Annotated in this window: 16 protein-coding genes; 6 read left to right on the top strand and 10 right to left on the bottom strand. The window is 66.0% G+C overall.

Going from position 1 to position 22,419, the window contains the following annotated elements; genetic code table 11:
• Positions 1–94: 94 nt before the first annotated feature.
• Positions 95–1,078, top strand: coding sequence for a glycerophosphodiester phosphodiesterase (locus tag ACVWW6_RS18465; RefSeq protein ID WP_063921532.1), 984 nt, complete (start codon positions 95–97; stop codon positions 1,076–1,078).
• Positions 1,079–1,216: 138 nt separating this feature from the next.
• On the opposite strand, the gene ACVWW6_RS18460 is transcribed toward ACVWW6_RS18465, so the two are convergent.
• Positions 1,217–3,496, bottom strand: coding sequence for a spermidine synthase (locus ACVWW6_RS18460; RefSeq protein ID WP_456681193.1), 2,280 nt, complete (start codon positions 3,494–3,496; stop codon positions 1,217–1,219).
• A 306-nt stretch (positions 3,497–3,802) separates the two neighbouring features.
• Between ACVWW6_RS18460 and ACVWW6_RS18455 the strand changes: the two genes are divergently transcribed.
• Complete coding sequence (locus ACVWW6_RS18455) at positions 3,803–5,413, top strand: phytoene desaturase family protein (RefSeq protein WP_456681192.1); 1,611 nt, start codon at positions 3,803–3,805, stop codon at positions 5,411–5,413.
• A gap of 287 nt (positions 5,414–5,700) precedes the next feature.
• Here the strand turns inward: ACVWW6_RS18455 and ACVWW6_RS18450 are convergent, their stop codons facing one another.
• Entirely contained in the window at positions 5,701–5,856 is a 156-nt protein-coding gene (locus ACVWW6_RS18450; RefSeq protein ID WP_011089327.1) for a Flp family type IVb pilin, read from the bottom strand.
• 164 nt (positions 5,857–6,020) lie between these two features.
• On the opposite strand from ACVWW6_RS18450, the gene ACVWW6_RS18445 reads away from it, so the two are divergent.
• Positions 6,021–6,908: a 50S ribosomal protein L11 methyltransferase gene (locus tag ACVWW6_RS18445; protein ID WP_011089328.1), complete on the top strand. Its 888-nt coding sequence runs from the start codon at positions 6,021–6,023 to the stop codon at positions 6,906–6,908.
• Between the two features lie 233 nt (positions 6,909–7,141).
• Here the strand turns inward: ACVWW6_RS18445 and ACVWW6_RS18440 are convergent, their stop codons facing one another.
• Positions 7,142–7,321, bottom strand: coding sequence for a hypothetical protein (locus tag ACVWW6_RS18440; protein WP_375762299.1), 180 nt, complete (start codon positions 7,319–7,321; stop codon positions 7,142–7,144).
• 188 nt (positions 7,322–7,509) lie between these two features.
• Between ACVWW6_RS18440 and ACVWW6_RS18435 the strand changes: the two genes are divergently transcribed.
• On the top strand, positions 7,510–9,339 hold the full coding sequence (locus tag ACVWW6_RS18435; protein ID WP_456681191.1) for an aminopeptidase P family protein: 1,830 nt from the start codon (positions 7,510–7,512) through the stop codon (positions 9,337–9,339).
• A gap of 360 nt (positions 9,340–9,699) precedes the next feature.
• Positions 9,700–10,977: a multidrug effflux MFS transporter gene (locus tag ACVWW6_RS18430; protein ID WP_456681190.1), complete on the top strand. Its 1,278-nt coding sequence runs from the start codon at positions 9,700–9,702 to the stop codon at positions 10,975–10,977.
• Positions 10,978–11,081: 104 nt separating this feature from the next.
• Here the strand turns inward: ACVWW6_RS18430 and ligA are convergent, their stop codons facing one another.
• A complete protein-coding gene (gene ligA / locus ACVWW6_RS18425) occupies positions 11,082–13,229 on the bottom strand; it encodes an NAD-dependent DNA ligase LigA (RefSeq protein ID WP_271551613.1) in 2,148 nt (715 codons plus the stop codon).
• Between the two features lie 113 nt (positions 13,230–13,342).
• On the opposite strand from ligA, the gene ACVWW6_RS18420 reads away from it, so the two are divergent.
• Positions 13,343–13,630 (top strand): GIY-YIG nuclease family protein, encoded by a 288-nt coding sequence (locus ACVWW6_RS18420; protein ID WP_011089332.1) that lies wholly within the window; start codon positions 13,343–13,345, stop codon positions 13,628–13,630.
• 91 nt (positions 13,631–13,721) lie between these two features.
• On the opposite strand, the gene recN is transcribed toward ACVWW6_RS18420, so the two are convergent.
• From recN to ACVWW6_RS18390, 6 genes are all read right to left on the bottom strand, one after another.
• Complete coding sequence (gene recN / locus ACVWW6_RS18415; protein ID WP_011089333.1) at positions 13,722–15,395, bottom strand: DNA repair protein RecN; 1,674 nt, start codon at positions 15,393–15,395, stop codon at positions 13,722–13,724.
• 13 nt (positions 15,396–15,408) lie between these two features.
• Positions 15,409–16,299 (bottom strand): outer membrane protein assembly factor BamD, encoded by an 891-nt coding sequence (locus ACVWW6_RS18410; RefSeq protein WP_271551329.1) that lies wholly within the window; start codon positions 16,297–16,299, stop codon positions 15,409–15,411.
• A gap of 247 nt (positions 16,300–16,546) precedes the next feature.
• Positions 16,547–17,509 (bottom strand): UDP-3-O-acyl-N-acetylglucosamine deacetylase, encoded by a 963-nt coding sequence (gene lpxC, locus ACVWW6_RS18405; RefSeq protein ID WP_011089335.1) that lies wholly within the window; start codon positions 17,507–17,509, stop codon positions 16,547–16,549.
• A gap of 357 nt (positions 17,510–17,866) precedes the next feature.
• Positions 17,867–19,672: a cell division protein FtsZ gene (gene ftsZ / locus ACVWW6_RS18400; protein WP_011089336.1), complete on the bottom strand. Its 1,806-nt coding sequence runs from the start codon at positions 19,670–19,672 to the stop codon at positions 17,867–17,869.
• Between the two features lie 87 nt (positions 19,673–19,759).
• Complete coding sequence (gene ftsA, locus ACVWW6_RS18395; RefSeq protein WP_011089337.1) at positions 19,760–21,082, bottom strand: cell division protein FtsA; 1,323 nt, start codon at positions 21,080–21,082, stop codon at positions 19,760–19,762.
• Positions 21,079–22,107, bottom strand: coding sequence for a cell division protein FtsQ/DivIB (locus ACVWW6_RS18390; RefSeq protein ID WP_028176241.1), 1,029 nt, complete (start codon positions 22,105–22,107; stop codon positions 21,079–21,081). The genes ftsA and ACVWW6_RS18390 overlap by 4 nt, the downstream gene beginning before the upstream one ends.
• Positions 22,108–22,419: the final 312 nt, after the last annotated feature.

Here is a 22,419-nt window from a genome sequence, read left to right as displayed (position 1 = left end):
TCAACCGCCTGTCGACCACGGGACTGGACGAAACAAGCGAAGATTTCATATGCTTTCCTTTCCCTTGGTCCTTTCACTTGGGCTGCGAACTGTGATGCCGTCACGTGCCGCGACGATCCTGACCGTGCTCTCGGTTCTCACGGCAGGAGAAGCCATGGCCTTGGATCTCGAGGCGCATCGCGGCGGGCGGGCGCTGCTACCGGAAAACACCCTGCCGGCCTTCGCCAACGCGCTGTCGATGGGCGTGGACACACTGGAGCTCGACGTCGGCGTCACCGCCGATGGCGCGGTCATCATCTCGCATGAACGCGGGCTCAATCCCGATCTGGCACGGGATGCGAACGGCGCCTATGTCGCTCCGCCCGGCACGCCCTTCGTACGACTGCGGCTCGAAGAGGTCGGGAGCTATGACGTCGGCCAGCTCCGTCCGGACAGTGCCTACGCCAAGCAATTCCCCGAGCAGCGCGCCGTCCCGGGGACACGCATTCCCACCTTGAGGCAGCTGTTCGCGCTGGTGCGCAAATCCGGCAACGATCGCGTGCGCTTCAACATCGAGACCAAGATCGATCCGAACCATCCGGACGAATCCCTCGACCCGCAAGGTTTTGTCACCAAACTGCTCGGGCTGATCGAGGCCGAGAAGTTTTCCGAGCGCGTCATGATCCAGTCGTTCGACTGGAGGACCCTGCAGCTCGTCCAGCAGCAGGCACCGACCATTCCGACCGTGTACCTGACGCTCCAGCGCGGTTCAGGACAGACCGTGGTGCTGGACAAGGCCACCAACTGGACCGCGGGTTTCAGCCCCGCCGATCACGGCGGCTCGCTGCCGCGAACCATCAAGGCTGCGGGCGGCGCGATCTGGTCGCCCTATTTCGGCGATGTGACTGCGGCCCTGGTCTCGGAGGCTCACGGGCTCGGGCTGCGCGTCGTGGTCTGGACGGTCAACAAGCCCGAGGACATGACGCGCATGATCGAGATCGGCGTCGACGGAATCATCTCGGACCGGCCCGACCTGTTGCGGCAGGTTGCGGGCGAGAAGGGACTTGCGCTGCCGGCGGGAACGCCGGTGGCGCCTTGAGCGGTCTCGTGTCCCGGACGCAGCGCAGCGTGCAACGCTGCTCTGCAGAGCCGGGACCCGGAATGATGGGCCCCGGCTCTGCAGCGCACCGCTGAAGAAGCGCTGCGCTGCGTCCGGGGCACGAGACATCGCAAGAACCTACTCCCCATCCCTCAAGCGCCGATACAGCGCGCCCAAAATGTTGGAATAATCGTCGGTCCAGACCCGCACCCTGTCGTCGGCTTCGGTCTGCTCCCAGACCTTGGACGAGGCGATCTTGCCGACGTCGGCCTCCTCGCGCGCGGAGATGACGACGTCGGTCGAGAAGATGTAGTCGGCATCCCGCCCGGAATCCTCGTTGAAGACCCAGCTCTTGAGATCGTTGGCGTCGGCGATGCCGACCACGACGGTTTCGAGATCGAGATGCCGGTTGGACACGTGCATCACCACGGCGCCGTGCGGAGCGAGCTTGTCCTTGTAGATCTTCATCGCCTCCTCGGTCGCAAGATGGATCGGGATCGCATCCGACGAATAGGCATCGACGATGATCAAGTCATAGGCGCCGTCCGGCTCCTTCGCGAAGGTCAGGCGTGCGTCCCCGATCACCGGCTTCAGGTCCGGCAGGCAGCTCGAGATGTAGCGGAAATTCTTCGGGTCGCGCGCAGCATCCACCATCGACTGGTCGATCTCGAAGAATTTCCAGCTCTCCCCGGGCTCGGCGGCGCAGGCGAGCGTGCCCGATCCGACGCCGATCGCGGCGACCTTCAGCGGCGCGCCCTTGCGCTCGCGGAGCGCGGTGATGGCCTGACCGATGCCGCCGTCCTTGTGATAATAGGTGATCGCCTCGGGCCGCCCGGTGACCGGCGTGCCGTCATTGTTGCGGAAGCGCTCGGCGCCGTGGATCGTGGTGCCGTGCATCAGCACGTGGAAATAGCCGCCGGGCGTCTCCACGATCTTGTGGACGCCGAAGAAGCTGCGCACGGTGGTGACGCGGCCTTCGTCCGCCGGATAGACACGGATCAACGCCAGCGCGAGCGCAACCGTGGCAAAGATCTTCCAGCGGCTGGCATTGAGCGCCAATGCCAGCAGCGCGGCGAGCACGCCGACGGAGCCGGCGACCCAGACGCGGTGGTCCTCGAACCAGGTCGAAAGGCTGCCTGTGGTGTAGGACGGCGCAACGAGCGCCACCGCGAGCGCGGCGAGCGCCAGCCAGTACCATTTGACGATGCGGGCAACACGCTCGTTGGCGGACGGGCGGCACAGCGCCGCGAGCGCGATCAGGATCGGATATTCGGCGATCCATGAGAAGGTGAATGGAGCAACGAGGCCTGCAAAGAGGCCGCCGACCATGCCGCCGAACGACAGCGCGACATAGAAGCCGGTGAGATATTTGGCGGCCGGCCGGGTCCGCGCCAATTCGCCGTGACAGGCCATGGCGATGACGAAGAAGCACAATTGATGACCGCCGAGCGTCAGCAGCAGATTCTGTTCGCCCCCGAAGGCCAGCAGGAAGACCACGCCCGCGATCGCGACCGGCTGGAGCATCAGCATCCATTTGTGCGGCAGCAGCGGTCGCGACTGGAACACCACCACCCAGGTGAGCAAGTACAGCGACAGCGGCAGCACCCACAGAAGCGGCGCTGCCGCGACGTCGGTGGAGATGTGCGCGGTGACGGCGATGAGCAGTCCCGACGGCACCGCGGCGAGGAAGATCCAGCGCAGCCGCGTCACGAGGCCGGGGGCCGGCGCGTTGATCTCCTCGGTCCGCGCATCGACCACCGCCAGTTTTGGCGAGCGCAGCAGCAGCACGCCACAGGCGGCGATCAGGAGAATCAGGAGGCCATAGCCGCCGGTCCAGAACCGGTTCTGCGTGTGCAGCGTGAACATCGGCTCCAGCAGGAACGGATAGGACAACAGCGCCAGGAAGCTGCCGATGTTGGAGGAGGCATAGAGGAAATAGGGATCGTGTCCGGCGGGATGGCCGGTGCGGACGAACCAGGCTTGCAACAGCGGATTGTTGGCGGCGAGCGCGAAGAACGGCAGTCCGATCGAGACCACGAACAGGCCGAGCAGCCAGACCGCATAGCCCGACGCGGGCGGCTCGCCATAGGCGGTGGCGATGCCGAGCGGCAGCGTGGCGAAGGCCAGGGCCAGCAACACCAGATGCACCACCACCGGAACGATCCGGTTCCGGACCTGCATCAACAGATGCGCATAGGCGTAGCCCGCCAGCAGCAGCGACTGGAAGAACACCATGGCGACCGACCACACCGCCGGCGAGCCGCCCAGACGCGGCAGCACCATCTTCGTGAACAGCGGCTGCACCGAGAACAGCAGCAGCGCGCTGACGAAGATCGCAGCGGTGTAGACCGCCAGCAGCAGCCGGTTGCGCGACGACGACGGCTGCTCCGTGGCGGCGGGTTGCACGATCGAATCCATGAAAGCTCCGGCAAAAGCGTTTTCCGGCGAAGTGGGCACCGGTTCGCGTCGGATAGTTCCTCCGGCGGGCGCCGGACGGGGCGCAATGGAGCACAAGGCGCCTGAACGGGCAATAAAGGGGCTCGTGATGTTGCAGCGAGGAATGCTTGATATAGAGATGTCATTCCGGGATGGTCCGAAGGACCAGACCACAGGTGCGCAGTTGCGCACCGGGGAATCTCGAGATTCCGGGTTCGATGCTCCGGGCCGCGCTACGCGGTCCCGTCGCATCGCCCCGGAATGACTGTGGAACATTCAGAAGCTCCCATGACCGAAACCGACGTCGTCATCATCGGCGCTGGCCATAACGGCCTCACCTGCGCGGCCTATCTCGCGATGGCGGGGCTGCGCGTGCGCGTGGTCGAGCGTCGCAAGGTGGTCGGCGGGGCGGCGGTCACGGAGGAGTTTCATCCGGGTTTCCGCAATTCTGTCGCAGCCTACACCGTGAGCCTGCTCAATCCGCAGGTGATCCGCGACCTCGGGCTTGCCGAGCAGGGCCTGCGTATCGTCGAACGGCGGGCGCAGAATTTTCTGCCAGCGCCGGACGGCAGCTATCTGCTCACCGGCGAGGGACGGACAAAAGCGTCAGTCGCGCGGCTGAGCGCGCATGATGCGGAGGCACTCGACGGCTTCTCGCGCGAGCTGGAAGACATCGCCGACGTGCTGCGGCAGTTCGTGCTGCGCGCGCCGCCGAACCTGCTCGACGGTTTTGGCACCAACGCGATCCGCGAGGCCGTGAACGCATTGCAGAGCGCCAACATCCTGCGCGGCCTCACGCTGGAGCAAAGCCGCAGCCTGCTCGATCTCTTCACCCGCTCGGCCGGCGAGACGCTTGACGAGCGCTTCGAGCACGATCTGGTCAAGGCGCTGTTCGGCTTCGATGCCATCGTCGGCAATTATGCGAGCCCCTACGCCGCCGGCTCGGCCTATGTGATGCTGCATCACGCCTTCGGCGAGGTGAACGGCAAGAAGGGCGTCTGGGGCCACGCCATCGGCGGCATGGGCGCGATCACCCAGGCGATGGCGCGCGCCGCGCAGGGCCGGGGCGTGGCGATCGACACGGACGCCGGCGTGCGCGAGGTGATCGTCGAACGCGACCGCGCCGTCGGCGTCGTGCTGGACAACGGCGCGACGATCCGGGCGAAATACGTCGCGGCCAACGTCAATCCAAAGCTGCTCTATACGCGGCTGATCGCGGCCGACGCCCTGCCGAAGGACTTCCTCGCCCGCATACGGCACTGGAAGAACGGCTCCGGCACCTTCCGCATGAACGTGGCGCTGGACCGCCTGCCCTCCTTCACGGCGCTGCCGGATGACGGCGATCACCTCACCTCGGGCATCATCCTGGCGCCGAGCCTCGGCTACATGGACCGGGCCTTTCTCGATGCGCGCGCGCACGGCTGGAGCCGCGAACCCGTGGTCGAGATGCTGATCCCCTCCACGCTCGACGACACGCTGGCGCCCGAAGGCAAGCATGTCGCGAGCCTGTTCTGCCAGCACGTCGCGCCGGAGCTTCCCGACGGCAGATCCTGGGACGACCATCGCGGCGAGGTCGCCGATCTCATGATCGCGACGGTGGACAGCTACGCGCCGGGTTTTGCGTCAAGCGTGCTCGGCCGCCAGATTCTCTCGCCGCTGGATCTCGAACGGCAGTTCGGCCTCCTCGGCGGCGACATCTTCCACGGCGCACTGACGCTGAACCAGCTGTTCTCGGCACGGCCGATGCTGGGCCATGCCGATTATCGCGGCCCCCTGAAAGGCCTCTATCACTGCGGCTCCGGCGCCCATCCCGGCGGCGGCGTCACCGGCGCCCCCGGCCACAACGCAGCACAAGCGATCCTGCGGGATCACCGGTCGCTGTTCGGAAGCCGTGGATAGGTCTGTGGATGGGCTGTGGACAGGCTGTCGAGAGGTGTGTGCCCAGTAGAGGGATGGCGGCACCGGACCATCGGGACAAGTCTGGGGAAAGGCGGTGGAAAACCGCTGGCCAACGACGGGACGAGCCGGTGGATAACGCTCTGGCAAATGGCGGACAACCCGTGGATACCGGCCGGGAATCGCACGCGGGAAAATGACTTCGCCCGCCAGGAGCAATTCCCGAGCGGGCGCTAGTCAGACATTGCCTACGAAGAAAGGTGCCCCCGCTGGGAAATGGGAGGCGGAAATTACTTCAAGGAGGTGCTAATCGAAGTGAACTTTTCGTTCATCGTGGTGCCCAGGCCGTTCACCACGGTGATGATCGCCAGCGCGATACCGGCCGCGATAAGGCCGTACTCGATTGCGGTCGCACCAGATTCATTGGACCAGAACTTCAAAATCATGCGCGTCAAGACTCGCCTCCATTTCTATTTCAAGCTGCGTTGGTTCGCCCCAACATCCGAAAATCTACGGAGCGCAACCTTCGGACGGGTTAATCCCGGAACCGCAAGTTATGCGGAAAATTGGGAACAAAAGTTCCGAAAATTGAACCTGACGGAACCCTAGCATGCAGCCTTCCCCCACCCATCGCGCCAGCTTTTCGATCGGCAGCGAGGCCGCGGCCCGGCGCGTCGTCGACGTGCTCACCGAGGTGTTTTTCGAAGGCGATGCCGCGGTCGCCGCCTTCGAACGGCCGGACGGACAATGGGACGTCACGCTGCATTTTGCGGATGCGCCGGACCAGGCTTGGCTGCGCGAACTCGTTGTAAATTCGGCAGGAAATGAGATCGCCGACACGCTTGCCTTCGACACCGTCGAAGCCAAGGACTGGGTCAAGGCCAGCCTGGAAGACCTCGTCCCGGTGCCGGCCGGACGCTTCGTCGTGCACGGCAGCCATGACCGCGACCGCGTCGCGCCGAACAAGCTCAAGATCGAGATCGAGGCGGCGCTCGCCTTCGGCACCGGCCATCACGGCACCACGCGCGGCTGTTTACTCCTGCTTGACCATGTCCTGAAGAGTTCCCGCCCGAGCAACGTGCTCGACCTCGGCACCGGAACCGGCGTGCTGGCCATCGCGGCGGCGAAGGCACTGCATCGCGCCGTGCTTGCCTCCGACATCGACCCGCCCTCCGTGCGGGTGGCGGCCGAGAACGGCCGGCTGAACGAAGTCGGTCACCATGTGCGGGTGATCCGCGCCACCGGCTTCGCCGCGCCGGATTTTGCCCGGGCGGGCCCGTTCGACCTGGTGCTGGCCAACATCCTTGCCAATCCGCTGCGGCACCTGGCGAGCCCGATGGCGCGGCACCTGGCGCCCGGCGCGCGCGTCATCCTCTCCGGCCTGCTGACGCACCAGGCCCCCGCCGTGATCGCCGCCTATCGCGCACGCGGCCTCGTGCCGCTGCGGCATTTGCGGATCGAGGGGTGGAGCAGCCTGCTGCTGCGGAAGGTAGGGTAAGCTGATCAAGCATCCGCGACGGCGGTGTGCTCCCTCGCCCCGCTCTTGTCCGCCGAAGCTGTGGCGAAGGCGGATGCGGGGCCGCGACGAGCTTCGCTCGCGCTGAGAGGGTTGGGGTGAGGGGGAGTCTCCACGGGGGCGGTGAGAACTGGACTCGCGGAGAGTCCCCCTCACCCGGATTGCTTCGCAATCCGACCTCTCCCCGCAAGCGGGGCGAGGTGAACAAACACCGCCTACTCCGCCGGCTTCTCGTCCCGGCGCATCGCGCGCTCGCCCTGCAAGGCGCGCCGGGCGCGGCGCTCGGCGAAACGGTCGATCATCTGGCTGATGAGACCGCGCGGCTTCTTCGGTGTGGTTGTGGCCGGGGCCCGGCGAGCCGGCGGCGAAATCTTCTCAAACGTGAACGCTGGCATCGTGTGTCCCCTCGCCGTTGAGTAGAAACACTTGCTCGAATTTCCCTGTTATCCGGACGGAGCTCAAAGGCCGCATCCCTTTACTCCACTCGACTCAAGCGGAACTTTTTCAAGCACAGTCCATGCCAGATGCGCCGCGAATGCGTCCACATTGCGGAGCGATCCCCATAATCCTAAAGTGGTCCACCATGTTCGAAGCACACTTCCAGACATTCGAAGAGCCCGAGGCCGGCGTCGCATTGACGGCGCGCCTTGCGGCGCTCCGCGAAGAACTCGCCCGCCGCAAGCTGACCGGCTTCGTCATTCCGCGCGCCGACCAGCAGCAGAATGAATATGTGGCGCCCTCGGAAGAGCGGCTCGCCTGGCTGACCGGCTTCACCGGATCGGCGGGACTGGCGGTGGTGCTGACCCGCGAAGCCGCATTGTTCGTGGACGGCCGCTACACGATCCAGGCGGCCAAGCAGGTCGACGCAAAGGCCTGGGCGGTGGAATCGCTGGTCGACCCGCCGCCGGAGAGCTGGGTGTCGGCGCATCTGAAAGCCGGCGACCGCCTCGGATTTGACCCATGGTTGCACACTTTTGCGGCAGCCGAGCGCCTCGCCGCCGCCTGCACCAGGGCCGGCGCCGAGCTGGTGGCGGTCGACAGCAACCCGGTGGACGCGGTCTGGCACGACCGGCCGCAGCCGCCGCTTGCTCCCGTCGCCGTGCACGGAGTGCAACATGCCGGCATCGGCGAGGCCGAGAAGCTGGCTCAGATCAAAAGCGAGATCACCAAGCTCGGCGCCGATGCGCTGGTGCTGTCGGACAGTCATGCGGTGGCCTGGACTTTCAACATCCGCGGCGCCGACGTCGCGCATACTCCGCTGCCGCTGTCCTACGCGCTGGTGCCGAAGGACGGCCGGCCGACCATCTTCATCGACCACCGCAAGCTCTCCAACCTGACGCGCGACCATCTCGAGCAATCGGCCGACGTGCGCGAGCCCGATGCGATGGCGCCGACGCTGATGGCGCTGGCCAAGAGCGGCGCCGCGATCGCGCTCGACAATGCCACCGCGGCCGACGCGCTGAGCCGGCTGATCGCCGGCGCCGGCGGCAAGCCGGTGCGCGGCAGCGATCCGATTGCGCTGCTCAAGGCGGTCAAGAACGCGACCGAGATCAAGGGCACGCAGACGGCGCATCGCCGCGATGCCGTGGCGCTGGCGCGCTTCCTCGCCTTCATCGATCGCGAGGCGCCCAGCGGCAAGCTCACCGAGATCGACGCGGTGGAGGCGCTGGAGACATTCCGCCGCGACACCGGCGCGCTGAAGGATGTGTCGTTCCCGACAATATCGGGCACCGGCCCGAACGGCGCCATCGTGCACTACCGCGTCACCCGCAAGAGCAACCGGCGCATCGCGCCCGGCGACCTGCTGCTGATCGATTCCGGCGCGCAATATGAAGACGGCACCACCGACGTGACGCGCACCATGGCGATCGGCGAGCCCACGGGCGAGATGCGCGACCGCTTCACCCGCGTGCTGCGCGGCCACATCGCGATCGCGCGCGCGATCTTCCCCGACGGCACCAATGGCGCTCAGCTCGACACGCTGGCGCGGCAATATCTCTGGGCCGCCGGCGTCGATTTCGAGCACGGCACCGGCCATGGCGTCGGCAGCTATCTCAGTGTTCACGAAGGGCCGGCGCGGATCTCGAAGCTCGGCACCACGCCGCTGAAGCGCGGCATGATCCTCTCCAACGAGCCCGGCTACTACAAGACCGACGGTTTCGGCATCCGCATCGAGAACCTCGAGCTGGTCGTCGCCGCCGACATCAAGGGTGCCGAGAAGCCGATGAACGCGTTCGAGACGCTGACCCTGGCACCGATCGACCGCCGGCTGATCGACGTGGCGATGCTGAGCAAGGACGAGCTCGACTGGCTCAATGCCTACCACGCGCGTGTGCGGGCCGAGGTAGGGCCGGCGCTGGACGAGGCAACGAAGGCGTGGCTCGATCAGGCGACGGCGGAGCTGAAGGCGTAAGGTCGTCATTCAGAGTGCAGCGCATAGCACTACGCGATTTGCGCAAGGCTGCTTCCCTCACCCACAGCCGTCATGCCCCGCCACCGGGTCTCGCCTTCGGCGAGCCCGATGACAGGCTCCGGCGGGGCATCCAGTACGCCGCAGCGTCTCCGTATCCCACTTCCGTCCCTGGAATACTGGATTCCCCGCCTTCGCGGGGAATGACACCGCATTGGTGGAACGAGACGTGCGCCCCAGTCGGTCTCCATCGCGCTGTTATTATAACCGTCCCAAAATCCGAATAGCCGCATTCCAAAACGCCGATATCCGTCTTGCGCGAGCACGCTACAGTCCGATTCGAACTGTCAGAGACGGACACGCATGCACGGCATGATCAGCAGGCCGCCGGAAGCGGCAATGAAGAGCATCGCGACCTCGCGCGTGGTGTTGCTGCTGCTCGTCGTCATGACCGGCATTGCGCCGATCTCGCTCTACATGCTGGTTCCGGCGCTGCCGGTGCTGGCGACGAACTTCGGCAGCGACATCTCGATCGCGCAGATGACGGTGTCGCTCTTCATGGTCGGCATCGCCTGCTCGCAGCTGATCATGGGGCCGCTGTCGGACAAGTTCGGGCGGCGCCCGGTGCTGCTCGCAGGGCTCGCGCTGATGGTGGCGGCGAGCGTTGCCTGCATCTTCGCGCAGAACCTGCCGCAACTGATCGCCGCACGCTTCTTCCAGGCGCTGGGCGGCGCCACCGGCATGGTGGTGAGCCGCGCCATCATCCGCGACATCTACGAGCGCCAGCGCGTCGCCTCCATGATCAGCCTCGTCGTCGCGGCCCTGATGATCGGACAGATGCTCTCGCCGCTCACCGGCGGCCTGATCGAGACCGCGTTCGGCTGGCGCGCGATCTTCTACGCCATCACCATCGGCGCAGTTGCGGTCGCCGTCGGCATCGCCGTGGCGCTGCCGGAAACGCGTCGCAGCCGCGCCGCCGGCAGCGGCTTTCGCGCCGACATCGGCACCCTGATCAGGAACCGCGCCTTCGTCGGCTTCGTGATGTGCCAGGTGCTGGCCTCGCAGATCATCTTCACCTTCGCCGGCGGCGGCCCCTACATCGTGGTGACGCAGATGGGCCGCAGCAGCGCCGAATACGGCGCGTGGTTTGCTACGTCAGGCTTTGCGTATCTCGTCGGCAATCTGCTCTGCGTGCGCTTCGCGCCGCGCCATTCGCTGGAAAAGCTGATCTGGTTCGGGCTCGGCCTTCAGCTCGGCGGCAGCCTTTTGAACCTGTTCTGGAGTTTCGCCGGCTGGAATGAAGCGCCCGCCTGGCTGTTCGGCACGCAGATGATCGTGATGGCCGGCAATGCCTTCGTGATGGCGAATTCCGCCGCCGGTGCGATCAGCATCCGCCCCGAAGCGGCCGGTACCGCGTCGGGCGCGATGGGCTTCCTCCAGCAGGGCATCGGCGCGCTGATGTCGCAATTCGGCGCCTATCTCGGCGGCCACTCCTCAACGACACTGCCGCTGACCTCCGCCGTGCTCGCGATCTCGCTGCTCTGCGCCTGCATGATGATCTTCGTCGTCCCTCGCCGCGAGGTCGTGGTGAGCGACACGCTGATCGAACAGGCGGAGGAGGAAGAGAGCGGGATGATGTAGAGGGATTTTTCTCCGTCATTCCGGGGCACCTCAAAGAGGCGAACCCGGAATCTCGAGATTCCGGGTTCGATGCTTCGCATCGCCCCGGAATGACGGAATCAAGATCACTCCCCGATCAGCTTCAGCCACTCGTCTTCGGTCAGCACCTTGACGCCGTGCTTGTTGGCCTCGGCGAGCTTCGAGCCGGCGCCCGGGCCGGCGACGACGAGATCGGTCTTCTTCGACACCGAGCCCGACACCTTGGCGCCGAGCCGCTCAGCGGTGGCCTTGGCTTCATCCCGCGTCATCTTCTCCAGCGAGCCCGTGAACACCACGGTCTTGCCGGCGACGGCCGAGTTGCTCTTCGGCTTCTCGGCGTCGACGATCTCGACCTCCTTGGTCAGGCGCTCGACGATGCCGCGGTTGTGGCTCTCGCCGAAATAATCGGCGATGCTCTTGATCACGGTGTCGCCGATCTGGTCGAGCGCATCCATGTCCGCCATCGCCTCCTCGTCGCCCTTGGCGACCTTGAGGCAGGCGTCGTGGAACGCCTCCCAGGAGCCGTAGCCGCGCGCCAGCGCCAGCGCGGTGGTCTCGCCGACATGGCGCATGCCGAGCGCATAGACGAAGCGCTCGAGCGCGATTCTGCGCCGGCTCTCGATGGCGGCGAAGAGGTTGCGCACGGAGGTGGCGCCGTAACCCTCGATCTCCTCGAGCTTGAGTTTCGCGTTGCGCTTCTCCAGCGTGAAGATGTCGGCGGGCTCTTTCACAAAACCTTCGTCGAAGAAATACTGGAGCTGCTTCTCGCCGAGGCCGTCGATGTCGAAGGCGCGCCGCGACACGAACAGCTTGAGGTGCTCGATCTTCTGATAGGGGCAGGCGAACTCGCCGGTGCAGCGGGCGCGCGAGCCCTCTTCGCCGGCGGCCGTCTCCTCGCGCGTGACGTCGGTGTGCAGCGGGCACGGGCACGTCTTGGGGAAGTGGAATTCCCTGGCAGTCTTCGGCCGCTTGTCGAGGACGACGTCGACCACCTGCGGGATGACGTCGCCGGCGCGCTGGATCACGACGGTGTCGCCGATCCTGATGTCGCGCCCCTCGCGCAGCACCTCGCCCTTGTTGCCGATGCCCTTGATGTAGTCCTCATTGTGCAACGTGACGTTCTGCACGATCACGCCGCCGACGCCGACCGGCTCGAGCTTGCCGACCGGCGTGAACGAGCCGGTGCGGCCGACCTGGATCTCGATGTCGCGCAGGACCGTCATGGCCTGCTCGGCGGGGAATTTGTGCGCGATGCCCCAGCGCGGCGTGCGCGAGACGAAGCCGAGCCGTTCCTGCCAGTCGATGCGGTCGACCTTGTAGACGACGCCGTCGATGTCGTAGTCGAGCTCGGCGCGCTCTTCCTCGATCCTCTGGTGGAACGCGATCAGCTCCTCGACCGAGTGGCACAGCCTGGTCAGCGGATTGGTCTTGAAGCCGCAGCGCTCGAACCAGTGGATCATGCCGGTCTGCGTCTCCTCCGGCATCGCGCTCATCTCGCCCCAGGCATAGGCGAAGAAGCCCAGGGGGCGCGAGGCGGTGATGGTCGGATCCTTCTGGCGGAGCGAACCGGCCGCCGAGTTGCGCGGATTGGCGAAGATCGTGTCGCCGGCGGCCTTCTGCCGCTCGTTGAGCGCGAGGAACGCCTTCTTGGTCATGTAGACCTCGCCGCGCACCTCGCAGATGTCGGGGACATTGCGGCCCTTCAGCTTCTGCGGCACGTCTTCGAGCGTGCGGATATTGGCGGTGACGTCCTCGCCCTCCGCACCGTCGCCGCGCGTCGCGGCGGTGACGAGCTCGCCGCCCTCATAGCGCAGCGACATCGAGAGACCGTCGATCTTCGGCTCGGCGGAGAAGTCGATCTTGTCGTCGTCGAGCTTCAGGAAGCGCACGATGCGGCCGACGAAGTCGCGCACGTCCTCTTCGGCAAAGGCGTTGTCGAGCGACAGCATGGGGACGGCATGCCGGACCTTCCTGAAGCGGCCTGACGGCGCCGCGCCGACCTTCTGCGAGGGCGATTCCGCGCTGACGAATTCCGGAAAGCGTTTTTCGATCGCATTGAAGCGCTGGCGCAGCGCGTCGTATTCGGCGTCGGTGACGGTGGGCGCGTCATCCTGATAGTAGCGCTTGTCATGCCCTTCGAGCTCGAGCGCGAGCCGCATGAGCTCGACCTTGGCCTGCGCCTTGGTGAGCTCGGCGACGTCACGGAGCGGTTTGGATTTTGCTGCTCTTGCCATCATACTTAAGGTTCTAGCTCGTCGTTCCGGGATGGTCCGAAGGACCAGACCCGGAACCTCGAGATTCCGGGTTCGCACTTCGTGCACCCCGGAATGACGGTGGTGAGGGGCTCATGGCGTATTACGTCTATATCCTAGCAAGCCGCCGCGATGGAGCAATCTATGTCGGCATCACCAACGACCTCGTACGCCGCACCTACGAGCATCGAATCAAGGCTGTTCCCGGATTCACAACGAAATACAATATTACTCGGCTGGTCTGGTTCGAGATTTATGATGATCCGATTTCAGCGATATCGCGTGAGAAGGAGTTGAAGAAGTGGAAGCGAGCCTGGAAGGTTCAGTTGATCGAGAAAACGAACCCGACTTGGGATGATCTGTACGAATCGATTTGCAGCTAAGCCCGTCATTCCGGGGCGGCGAAGAGCCGAACCCGGAATCTCGAGATTCCGGGTTCGATGCTTCGCATCGCCCCGGAATGACAGTGTGTAACTAAGCCGTCGCCGCCTTGAGCAACCGGTCCGCGGCCGCCCGTGCCTCGGCGGTGATCTCGGCGCCGGCGAGCATGCGGGCGATCTCCTCGCGGCGGTGGTCGGCGGCCAGCGCGTTGACGCGGGTGGCGACGCGCTTGCCCTTGTCGAGGGCGTCCTTGGAGATGAGCAGATGCTGGTCGGCCCGCGCGGCGACCTGCGGGGCGTGGGTCACGGCCATCACCTGGACCTTGCCGGCAAGCCGCGCCAGGCGCCCGCCGATGGCGTCCGCGACCGCACCGCCGACACCGGTGTCGATTTCGTCGAACACGAGGGTCGGCGCCGAGCCGCGGTCGGACAGCACGACCTTGAGCGCCAGGAGAAAGCGCGACAGCTCGCCGCCGGAGGCGACCTTCATCAGCGGGCCCGGCTTGGTGCCCGGATTGGTCTGCACCCAGAACTCGACGCGATCAAAACCTTGCGGCCCCGGCGCGGCCTCGTCGGTCTCGACCTGGGTCATGAATTTCGCGCGCTCGAGCTTGAGCGGGGCGAGCTCGGCATTGACGGCCTTGTTGAGCTTCTCTGCCGATTTCTGCCGCGCCATCGACAGTTTCTTGGCGGCAGCGGCATAGCGGCTATCTGCCTCGATCGCAGCCTGCTCCAGCTTCTTCAGGCGCGAGGCACCGGCATCGATCAGCACGACGTCGGCGGCGTATTTGGCGGCGAGCGCGGCGAGCCCGTCGACCGGCGTAGAATATTTGCGAGAGGCGGCGCGCAGGGCGAACAGCCGCTCCTCGATGCGTTCGAGCTCGGCCGGATCGAAATCGGTTGCGGCGAGCGCGGCCTGAAGATGCTGGTCGGCTTCCTCCAGCGCGTTGATCGCGGCGTCGATCGCCTTGACTGCGGGCTCGACCAGCGCCGGCGAATTGACGCCGCGGCGCTCCAGCCGGCGCACCGCGGCCGACAGCGCCGCGACCGGAGAGTGGTTGCCGCCCACCGCCTCCTGCGCCTCGCGCAGGTCGGAGGCGATCTTCTCGCCCTGCATCATCGTGGTCCGGCGGGACGCCAGCGAGGTCTCCTCGCCGTCCTTGGGGGCGAGCTGCTTCAGCTCGTCGGAGGCGTGGCGCAGATAGTCGGCCTCGCGCGCGGCCCGCTCCATGCCGGCGCGATGCTCCTCCAGCTCGGTGTTGGCGGTGCGGCGCGCATCCCAAAGCGACTCGACGACCGCAACGTCCTTCTCGAGGCCGGCAAAGGCATCGAGCAGGCGGCGGTGCGTGGCGGCATCGACCAGCGCGCGCTCGTCATGCTGGCCGTGAATCTCGACCAGAGCGGCGCCGACCGCCTTCAGCGTCTGCACGCTGATCGACTGGTCGTTGATGAAGGCGCGGGTGCGGCCGTCGGCGAGCTGGACGCGGCGGAGAATCATCTCGCCGGTGTCGTCGAGACCGTTCTCGGCGAGGATCGCCGCCGCGGGGTGATTTTTGGGGATATCGAAGACGGCCGTGACCTGCCCCTGCTCCGCGCCGTGGCGCACGAGGCCGGCGTCGCCGCGGCCGCCGAGCGCCAGCGCAAAGGCATCGAGGAGGATGGATTTGCCCGCACCGGTCTCGCCGGTCAAAACCGCGAGGCCCGTCGCGAATTCGATATCGAGCCGTTCGATCAGGACGATGTCACGGATCGACAGACGCGCTAGCATGGAACCAAATTTCCTAGCCGAGGCCCATTTTCTTGAAGGTCTTGCTGATCCAGGACCCCTGATTCTCGCTCGGCTCGAGACCACCCGATTTTACAAGATTATAGGCGTCCTTGTACCAACGGCTGTCAGGAAAATTGTGGCCAAGCACAGCGGCCGCGGTCTGCGCCTCGCCGACGATGCCGATCGCCATATAGGCTTCGGTCAGCCGGTAGAGCGCCTCCTCGACATGGCGCGTGGTCTGGTACTGCGTGACCACGGCCTTGTAGCGGTTGATCGCCGCCGTGTAGTCGCGCTTCTGCATGTAATAGCGGCCGACGTTCATTTCCTTTCCGGCGAGCTGGTCGCGCGCGCCCTCGATCTTGGCCTTGGCCGAGGTCGCGTATTCGGACGTCGGATATTTGCGGATCACCTCTTCCAGCGAGGCGATCGCCTTCTCGGTGCGGCTCTGGTCGCGGCTGATGTCCGGGATCTGGTCGTAATGCGAGGCGGCAATCAGGTATTGCGCATAGGCCGCGTCCGGGCTGCCGGGATGCAGCGTGACATAGCGGGTGGCGGCGCCGATGCAGCCGTCATAGTCGCCGCCCTGGTAGGACGCATAGGCGGACATCAGCAGCGATTTGCGGGCCCAGTCGGAATAAGGATGCTGGCGGTCGACCTCTTCGAACTTCTTGTTCGCCGCCTTCATGTCCTTCTTTTCGTTCATGAGGTACAGGCCCTCATTGTAGATCTTGTCGGCGGGCTCCTCGACGAAGGTGTCGTCCTTGGCGGTGAACTTGTCCCACAGCGCGCCGGTGCCGCAGCCGGCCAGCGGCAGCGCGAGCATGATGAAGGTGGCGGCCTGAAGCGCCCCGCGCGCGCGAGGCGAGATCGAGAGATATCCGCGCGTCATACGCTGTGCCGACATGAGTTTTAAGCCCTGACGCCCTGTGATGCGGTGCCCGCCAGCCCACGAACCCCGTCATGGGCGCGAAATGATGCCGTGGTGCCTGCCATGCGACCACGCCGATGTATCCGAAAAACGATCGTTAACCAACCGTATGGGCAGGCATTTCGCCCGGATTAAGGCGAACGTGCCGCAATGCTAGTCGATCATGGTTACCAGGAGTTTCCCGGGGACAGCCGCCGCCAGACGCCCGCGGCCACAGGTGTCTTCAGGACACGTCCGGCCCGTAGGCCGCGGCAATCCGGCCGCCGACAATACCGCGACCGGTTTCGGCCACGGGACGCGTGGTGCGGCGGACCGCCTCGCCCTCGACCACCCGCCAGGCGGTACGGTCGGCAAGCAGCGCGGTCAGAACGGCGTGGTTGAGCTTGTGGCCGCCGCGCACCGAGCGGTAGGCGCCAAGCAGCGGCAGGCCGGCCAGCGCGAGGTCGCCGATCACGTCCAGCACCTTGTGGCGGACGCATTCGTCGGCGTAGCGCAGGCCCTCGGTGTTGAGCAGCCGCTCATCGTCGAACACGACGGTGTTGTCGAAGGAGGCGCCGAGCGCGTAGCCCGCGCTCCAGAGCCGGGCGACGTCGCACATCAGGCCGAACGTCCGGGCGCGGCCGACTTCGCGGCGGAAACGTTCCGGGTTGAGGTCGAAGGCGTAGCTCTGCCGGCCGATGACGGGGTTGGCGAAATCGATCTCGACCTCGGCGCGGAACCCGTTGGCGTGGGGCCGGATCTCGCCGAAGGAGTCGCCGATCTTGACCGAGATCGGCTTCAAAACCTGAATGAAGCGGCGCTGCGCCGGCTGGGTGACGATGCCTGCCTGCTCGATCGCCGCAATGAAGGCCGCGGCGCTGCCGTCCATGATCGGCACTTCCGGCCCGTCGATCTCGATAGCTGCGTTGTCAACGCCCATACCCCGCAGCGCAGCAAGCACGTGCTCGGCGGTGGAGACCAGCGGACCGTCGCGATCGCCGAGGACGGTGGCGAGATCGGTCGCGATCACCTGCTCGGCGGTCGCCTGAACTTCGCGGTCACTTCCCTCAAGGCCGGTACGGACAAAAACAAAACCTGCGTCAACAGGCGCAGGTCCAAGCGTGAGGGTGACGGGAAGACCGGAATGAACGCCGACGCCAACCACGGTGGCTTGCGCACGAAGCGTTGTTTGCCGGCTAAATTTCATCAGGAACCGCCCCACTACGACCACTGCGACTTATACAAACCTGACAGACCGGCCAAGGCCGCCGTCCGAATCCGTATCCCCAAGTCACGGCAAACCATAGTCACTGCCTCAAACAGCGCCAACTCACGCTTTTTTACCGATTGTTACCCCAAACCTGCCGTATTCGCGCCAAGGCTTAACCAAATTGCACCGAGGTTTTGGGCTGCTGCCGGCGGTTTTACTGAACCACCCAATGCATAATTAATGATTTAAAATCAGTTGCTTGGCCATGCAATCCGGGCATGCCCGGTGAAAATGGAAAGGCCCCGGCAAGCTTGCTGCCGGGGCCTCTTTGCGTCTGCCTTATTGTAACAATCCTCAGGTCGCCTGACGCCGCAGGAAGGCCGGGATATCAAGATGGTCGTCACCCTGTGGCGCCGGCGCAACAGGCGCGGAACGGCCATGCACGTCGAGGCCCTGCGGCGCGGGACGCCGCGCATACTCCGATACCGGTTCGGTGGCCGCGATCTGCTGTGCCACGCTCTTCTGCGGACGACGCTCCGGCAGCGGCGGTATCGCCGGACCAGCGGTGCGGGCGGCGACCGGCGGCTCACTCTCCTCGTCGCGGCGGCCAAGGCCGACATTGGCGAGGCGCTGGAGCAGCGACAGGCGGGTCTTCTGCGGGGTCTCTTCTTCGACTTCGCCGCGGGCCTGACGAATCTCGGCCTGGGCCGGCATCGGCAGCTCCTCGAGGCGCGGCATCCGCGGCGCACGCATCGGCGCACGCTCGGCCTGCGGCGGGATGAAGGTTTCCGGCGTCATCGGCTCCTGCATCGCGACCGGGGCCTGCTCAGGCTCCGGGAACAAGGTCGGCTTCTGCGCGATCGGGCGCACGGTGACGTCGCCATAGGTCTGCATCGGCGCGGGCGCCTGCGGAACGTCGGCAACGGCAGCCGCGATTGCGGCGAGCGCAGCACGCTCGACGTTCGGACGCGGCGCCACCGGCGCGGCAGCGGCCGGCGCGAATCCAGACACCGGGGCCTGCGCATCCAGCTTCTGGGCACGTTCGGCCAGGCGCTGGTTGTCGGCACGCAGACGCGCAGTCAGGTCGGCGAGGCGGCTCTCGGCCGCGGCGGCCGGAGCTGCGGGAGCCTGCTGCACCTGCGGCGCTGCGTTCGCGACCGGAGCGGAGGTAGCCTGGCTGTTGCGGGCGATCGCGGCCTGCTCGATGCCGGTGGCGACGACCGAGACGCGGATCAGGCCATCGAGCGCTTCGTCGAAGGTGGCGCCGACGATGATGTTGGCGTCCTGGTCGACTTCCTCGCGGATGCGGGTTGCGGCCTCGTCGACCTCGAACAGCGTGAGGTCCTTGCCGCCGGTGATGGAGATGAGGAGGCCCTTGGCGCCCTTCATCGAGCTATCGTCGATCAGCGGGTTGGCGATCGCGGCTTCCGCGGCGGTCAGCGCGCGCTTGTCGCCGGAGGCCTCGCCGGTGCCCATCATCGCCTTGCCCATCTCCCTCATCACCGCTCTCACGTCGGCGAAGTCGAGGTTGATCAGGCCTTCCTTGACCATCAGGTCGGTGATGCATGCGACGCCCGAATAGAGCACCTGGTCGGCCATCGCGAAGGCGTCGGCGAAGGTGGTCTTCTCGTTGGCAACCCGGAACAGGTTCTGGTTCGGGATGATCAGGAGCGTGTCGACAACCTTGTGCAGCTCGTTGATGCCGGCTTCGGCGGTGCGCATGCGGCGGCCGCCTTCGAAGTGGAACGGCTTGGTGACGACGCCGACGGTGAGGATGCCCATGTCGCGCGCAGTCTTGGCGATGACGGGAGCAGCGCCGGTGCCGGTGCCGCCGCCCATGCCGGCCGTGACGAACACCATGTTGGCGCCCGAGAGATGGTCGCGCAGCTCGTCGATCACCTCTTCCGCCGCCGCGGCGCCGACGTTCGGCTGCGAGCCGGCGCCGAGACCTTGCGTGACCGCCGTGCCCATCTGCACGATGCGCTGCGCCTTCGACATCGTCAGCGCCTGCGCGTCGGTGTTGGCGACGACGAAGTCGACGCCCTGCAGGCCCGCCGTGATCATGTTGTTGACGGCGTTGCCGCCGGCGCCGCCGACGCCGAACACGGTGATCCGGGGCTTCAGTTCGTGAATGTCAGGAACATTGATGCTGATGGTCATGTTTGCCTCTCGATCACGCGCGCGTGGGTTCGCCCCGGCCGGCGGCCGCGGGAGTTGGTGAAAATGAGAAATTGCGGAAAGGAGTCATCAGAAGCCCTCGCGTAGCCATCGTCCAACCTTTCCGAAATAACCGCCGGTCCCTGTCCTGACCTGCTGCCGCGTATGCCGCGGTTCGACATGCTCCTGGTGAACATATTGCGGGTAGACGAGGAGTCCGGCGGGCACCGCGAACGCGGCGTTCTTCGCCTCGTTGGGCAGCCGGCCGAAGCCGAGCGGACGTCCGACCCGCACGGGCCGGCCGAGAATCTGTGTTCCGAGTTCGACGAGACCGGTCAGTTGCGAGGCGCCGCCCGAGAGCACGACGCGGCCGTTGGGCTCTGATGCGAAGGGCGAATCCTTCAACCGGTCCCGGACCATTTCGAAGATTTCCTCGGCACGGTGCTTGACGATGTTGGCGATGGTGGCGCGGGAGACGATCTGTGGCAGATCCTGCTCGTCACCGGCTGTCGGCACAGACATCAGCTCACGCGAGTCCGATCCGCCGGTGATGACGGTCCCGTATAACGTCTTGATTCGCTCGGCATCGGCAATGGTCGCGGACAGTCCGCGCGCGAGATCCATCGTGATGTGTTGCCCGCCGACCGCAAAACCGGCCGCGTGCACGAAGCGGCCGCCGGCATAGACCGCCATTGTGGTGGTGCCCGCGCCCATCTCGACGACGGCCGCGCCGAGATCGGCCTCGTCGTCGGTCAGCACCGACAGGCCGGCGACATAGGGGCTCGCCGCCATGGCTTCGACATTGATGTGGCAGCGCTCCACCGCGAGCATCAGGTTCCGCGCCACGGTGGCGTCACAGGTGACGACGTTCATGTCGACACCGAACTGATGCGCGACCATGCCGCGGGGATCGCGGATGCCCTTGACGCCATCGAGCGTGTAGCCGACCGGCAGCGCGTGCAGCACGGTGCGGCCCTCGCCGGTGGCGTGGCGCATGCCGGTGGAAGTGACGCGGCTGACGTCGGCCGGCGTCACGGCGCCGCCGCGGATGTCGGCGGCGGCTTCGACCAGCTGGCCGGAGAGCCGGCCGCCGGAGACCGAGAGCAGCACGGACTCGACCCGCACCTTGGCCATCTTCTCCGCAAGCCCGACGGCCTGGCGCACCGCCTGCTCGCATTCGCCGAGATCGACCACCGCGCCGGCCTTCATGCCGCGCGACTGGATCTGGCTGTAACCGATCAGCTCCACCGCGTGGGTGCGGCCGCGCAACGCCTCGCTCGGCGCCGACGGCTTCAGCCGCGCGATCATGCAGGCGATCTTGCTGGTGCCGATGTCGAGGCAGGCGACGAGGCCGCCGCGCTTGTGCGGCATCTGGCGCGTCTTCGGCGTCTGGGTGCGATCGAGACCGGTCATGCAGCGTCCCCGGCCTTCTTTTTCTTCTTGTCCTTGAACTGCTCTTCGCGCGCCTTGGCGGCGTCCTCGGACAGCTGCACCACCAGGCGATCGGGCAGGCGCATGTCGACGGCGACGATGTCGCGGGAGAACAGCTTGTCTTCCTTGTCGAGCCTGGACAGCATTGCAAGCGCGTTGCCGACGTCCTGCTCGGGCAGGCGGATGTCGAGGCCGTCCTTGAGCCTCAGGTTCCAGCGCCGCTCGCCGACGAAGATCGCGGCCTTGGTGATCGAGTTGACCTGCGGATAGCGCGCCAGCAGCGCGAGGAAATCGCGGGCCTGCGTGTCGGCGCCCTTGCCGACCACGAGCGGCAGCGACAGGAACCGGCGCGAGACATAGGGCTCGAGCACGGCGCCGTCATCGGCGATGACGGAGAGGCGGCCGGCCTCCTGCCACAGCGCGAACGCCTTGCGCTCGGTCAGCTCGATCATGAGCTGGCCCGGATAGAGCTTGAGCACGGTCGCATCCGCGATCCAGGGATTGGCCTTGAGCTTGTCGCGCACGGCGTCGGCGTCGAGGAACAGCAGCGAGGAACGGCCGCTGACGCCGCCGATCGCGAGGATCTCGTCCTGGGTGAGCTGCTTGCGGCCGTTGATCACGACGGAGGTGATGCGGAAGCCGGCGGAATTGGCCATCGCGTTGCGGGCGTCGCTGACCGCCGTGACGAAGTCCTGGAGATGGCCTCCCTTGACGATGCCGAAGCCGCAGCTACCGATCAGCAGCAGCACGGTCATGCTGATCCCGACCCGGCGCGGCAGATAGCGCTCGACCAGCGCGACCACGCGCGGCGGCGGCTCGCGCTCGACCACGGCCTTCGCTTTGATCTTGTCCTTGGCGGCAGCGCGTGCGGCGTGAAGTCTTTCCTGGCGCTTGTCCTGCACCCACTCGCGCAGAAGCACGACCGCTCCGATAGCGGCCGCCTTCAGATCAGCTTGGGGCCTCAGCGATCTGAAAAACGACCGGGTGAGGCTTCCTGCACCATCCATTGCACGAGCTCGTCAACAGTTTGCCCGCGACATCGCGCGGGTCCTGGCGAACATGACGTCTCGGACTTGCCGGGTCGGATCAGCAGACGAAGCCTCTCCCATCAAAGCGTTCGCTGGAGGTGACATCACCCGCAACAGCTCACGCGCCGGCAGCCAAAGCGCCATATGCGCCGCCAGCGTTAACCTTCGGATGTCCTGGTAAACAAAAGGTAAAGTTCGTTAACGCGGGACGCTTTTTGCCCAGCCCTGTGAGGCATTTATGCCGCGATGTCCGGCATTTTACCGGATTTGGGGCCCAAAACGGGCCGTTTC

The organism is Bradyrhizobium sp. USDA 3311, assembly GCF_054062495.1.
The sequence above is the reverse complement of the archived record's forward strand: the minus strand, read 5'-3'. Positions and strand labels throughout refer to the sequence as shown.

Bases quoted from the DNA above. Each gene is read 5' to 3' on its own strand.
- ACVWW6_RS18465 (WP_063921532.1), top strand. From the start codon at position 95: ATGCCGTCACGTGCCGCGACGATCCTGACCGTGCTCTCGGTTCTCACG.
- ACVWW6_RS18460 (WP_456681193.1), bottom strand. From the start codon at position 3,496: ATGGATTCGATCGTGCAACCCGCCGCCACGGAGCAGCCGTCGTCGTCG.
- ACVWW6_RS18455 (WP_456681192.1), top strand. From the start codon at position 3,803: ATGACCGAAACCGACGTCGTCATCATCGGCGCTGGCCATAACGGCCTC.
- ACVWW6_RS18450 (WP_011089327.1), bottom strand. From the start codon at position 5,856: ATGATTTTGAAGTTCTGGTCCAATGAATCTGGTGCGACCGCAATCGAG.
- ACVWW6_RS18445 (WP_011089328.1), top strand. From the start codon at position 6,021: ATGCAGCCTTCCCCCACCCATCGCGCCAGCTTTTCGATCGGCAGCGAG.
- ACVWW6_RS18440 (WP_375762299.1), bottom strand. From the start codon at position 7,321: ATGCCAGCGTTCACGTTTGAGAAGATTTCGCCGCCGGCTCGCCGGGCC.
- ACVWW6_RS18435 (WP_456681191.1), top strand. From the start codon at position 7,510: ATGTTCGAAGCACACTTCCAGACATTCGAAGAGCCCGAGGCCGGCGTC.
- ACVWW6_RS18430 (WP_456681190.1), top strand. From the start codon at position 9,700: ATGCACGGCATGATCAGCAGGCCGCCGGAAGCGGCAATGAAGAGCATC.
- ligA (WP_271551613.1), bottom strand. From the start codon at position 13,229: ATGGCAAGAGCAGCAAAATCCAAACCGCTCCGTGACGTCGCCGAGCTC.
- ACVWW6_RS18420 (WP_011089332.1), top strand. From the start codon at position 13,343: ATGGCGTATTACGTCTATATCCTAGCAAGCCGCCGCGATGGAGCAATC.
- recN (WP_011089333.1), bottom strand. From the start codon at position 15,395: ATGCTAGCGCGTCTGTCGATCCGTGACATCGTCCTGATCGAACGGCTC.
- ACVWW6_RS18410 (WP_271551329.1), bottom strand. From the start codon at position 16,299: ATGTCGGCACAGCGTATGACGCGCGGATATCTCTCGATCTCGCCTCGC.
- lpxC (WP_011089335.1), bottom strand. From the start codon at position 17,509: ATGAAATTTAGCCGGCAAACAACGCTTCGTGCGCAAGCCACCGTGGTT.
- ftsZ (WP_011089336.1), bottom strand. From the start codon at position 19,672: ATGACCATCAGCATCAATGTTCCTGACATTCACGAACTGAAGCCCCGG.
- ftsA (WP_011089337.1), bottom strand. From the start codon at position 21,082: ATGACCGGTCTCGATCGCACCCAGACGCCGAAGACGCGCCAGATGCCG.
- ACVWW6_RS18390 (WP_028176241.1), bottom strand. From the start codon at position 22,107: ATGGATGGTGCAGGAAGCCTCACCCGGTCGTTTTTCAGATCGCTGAGG.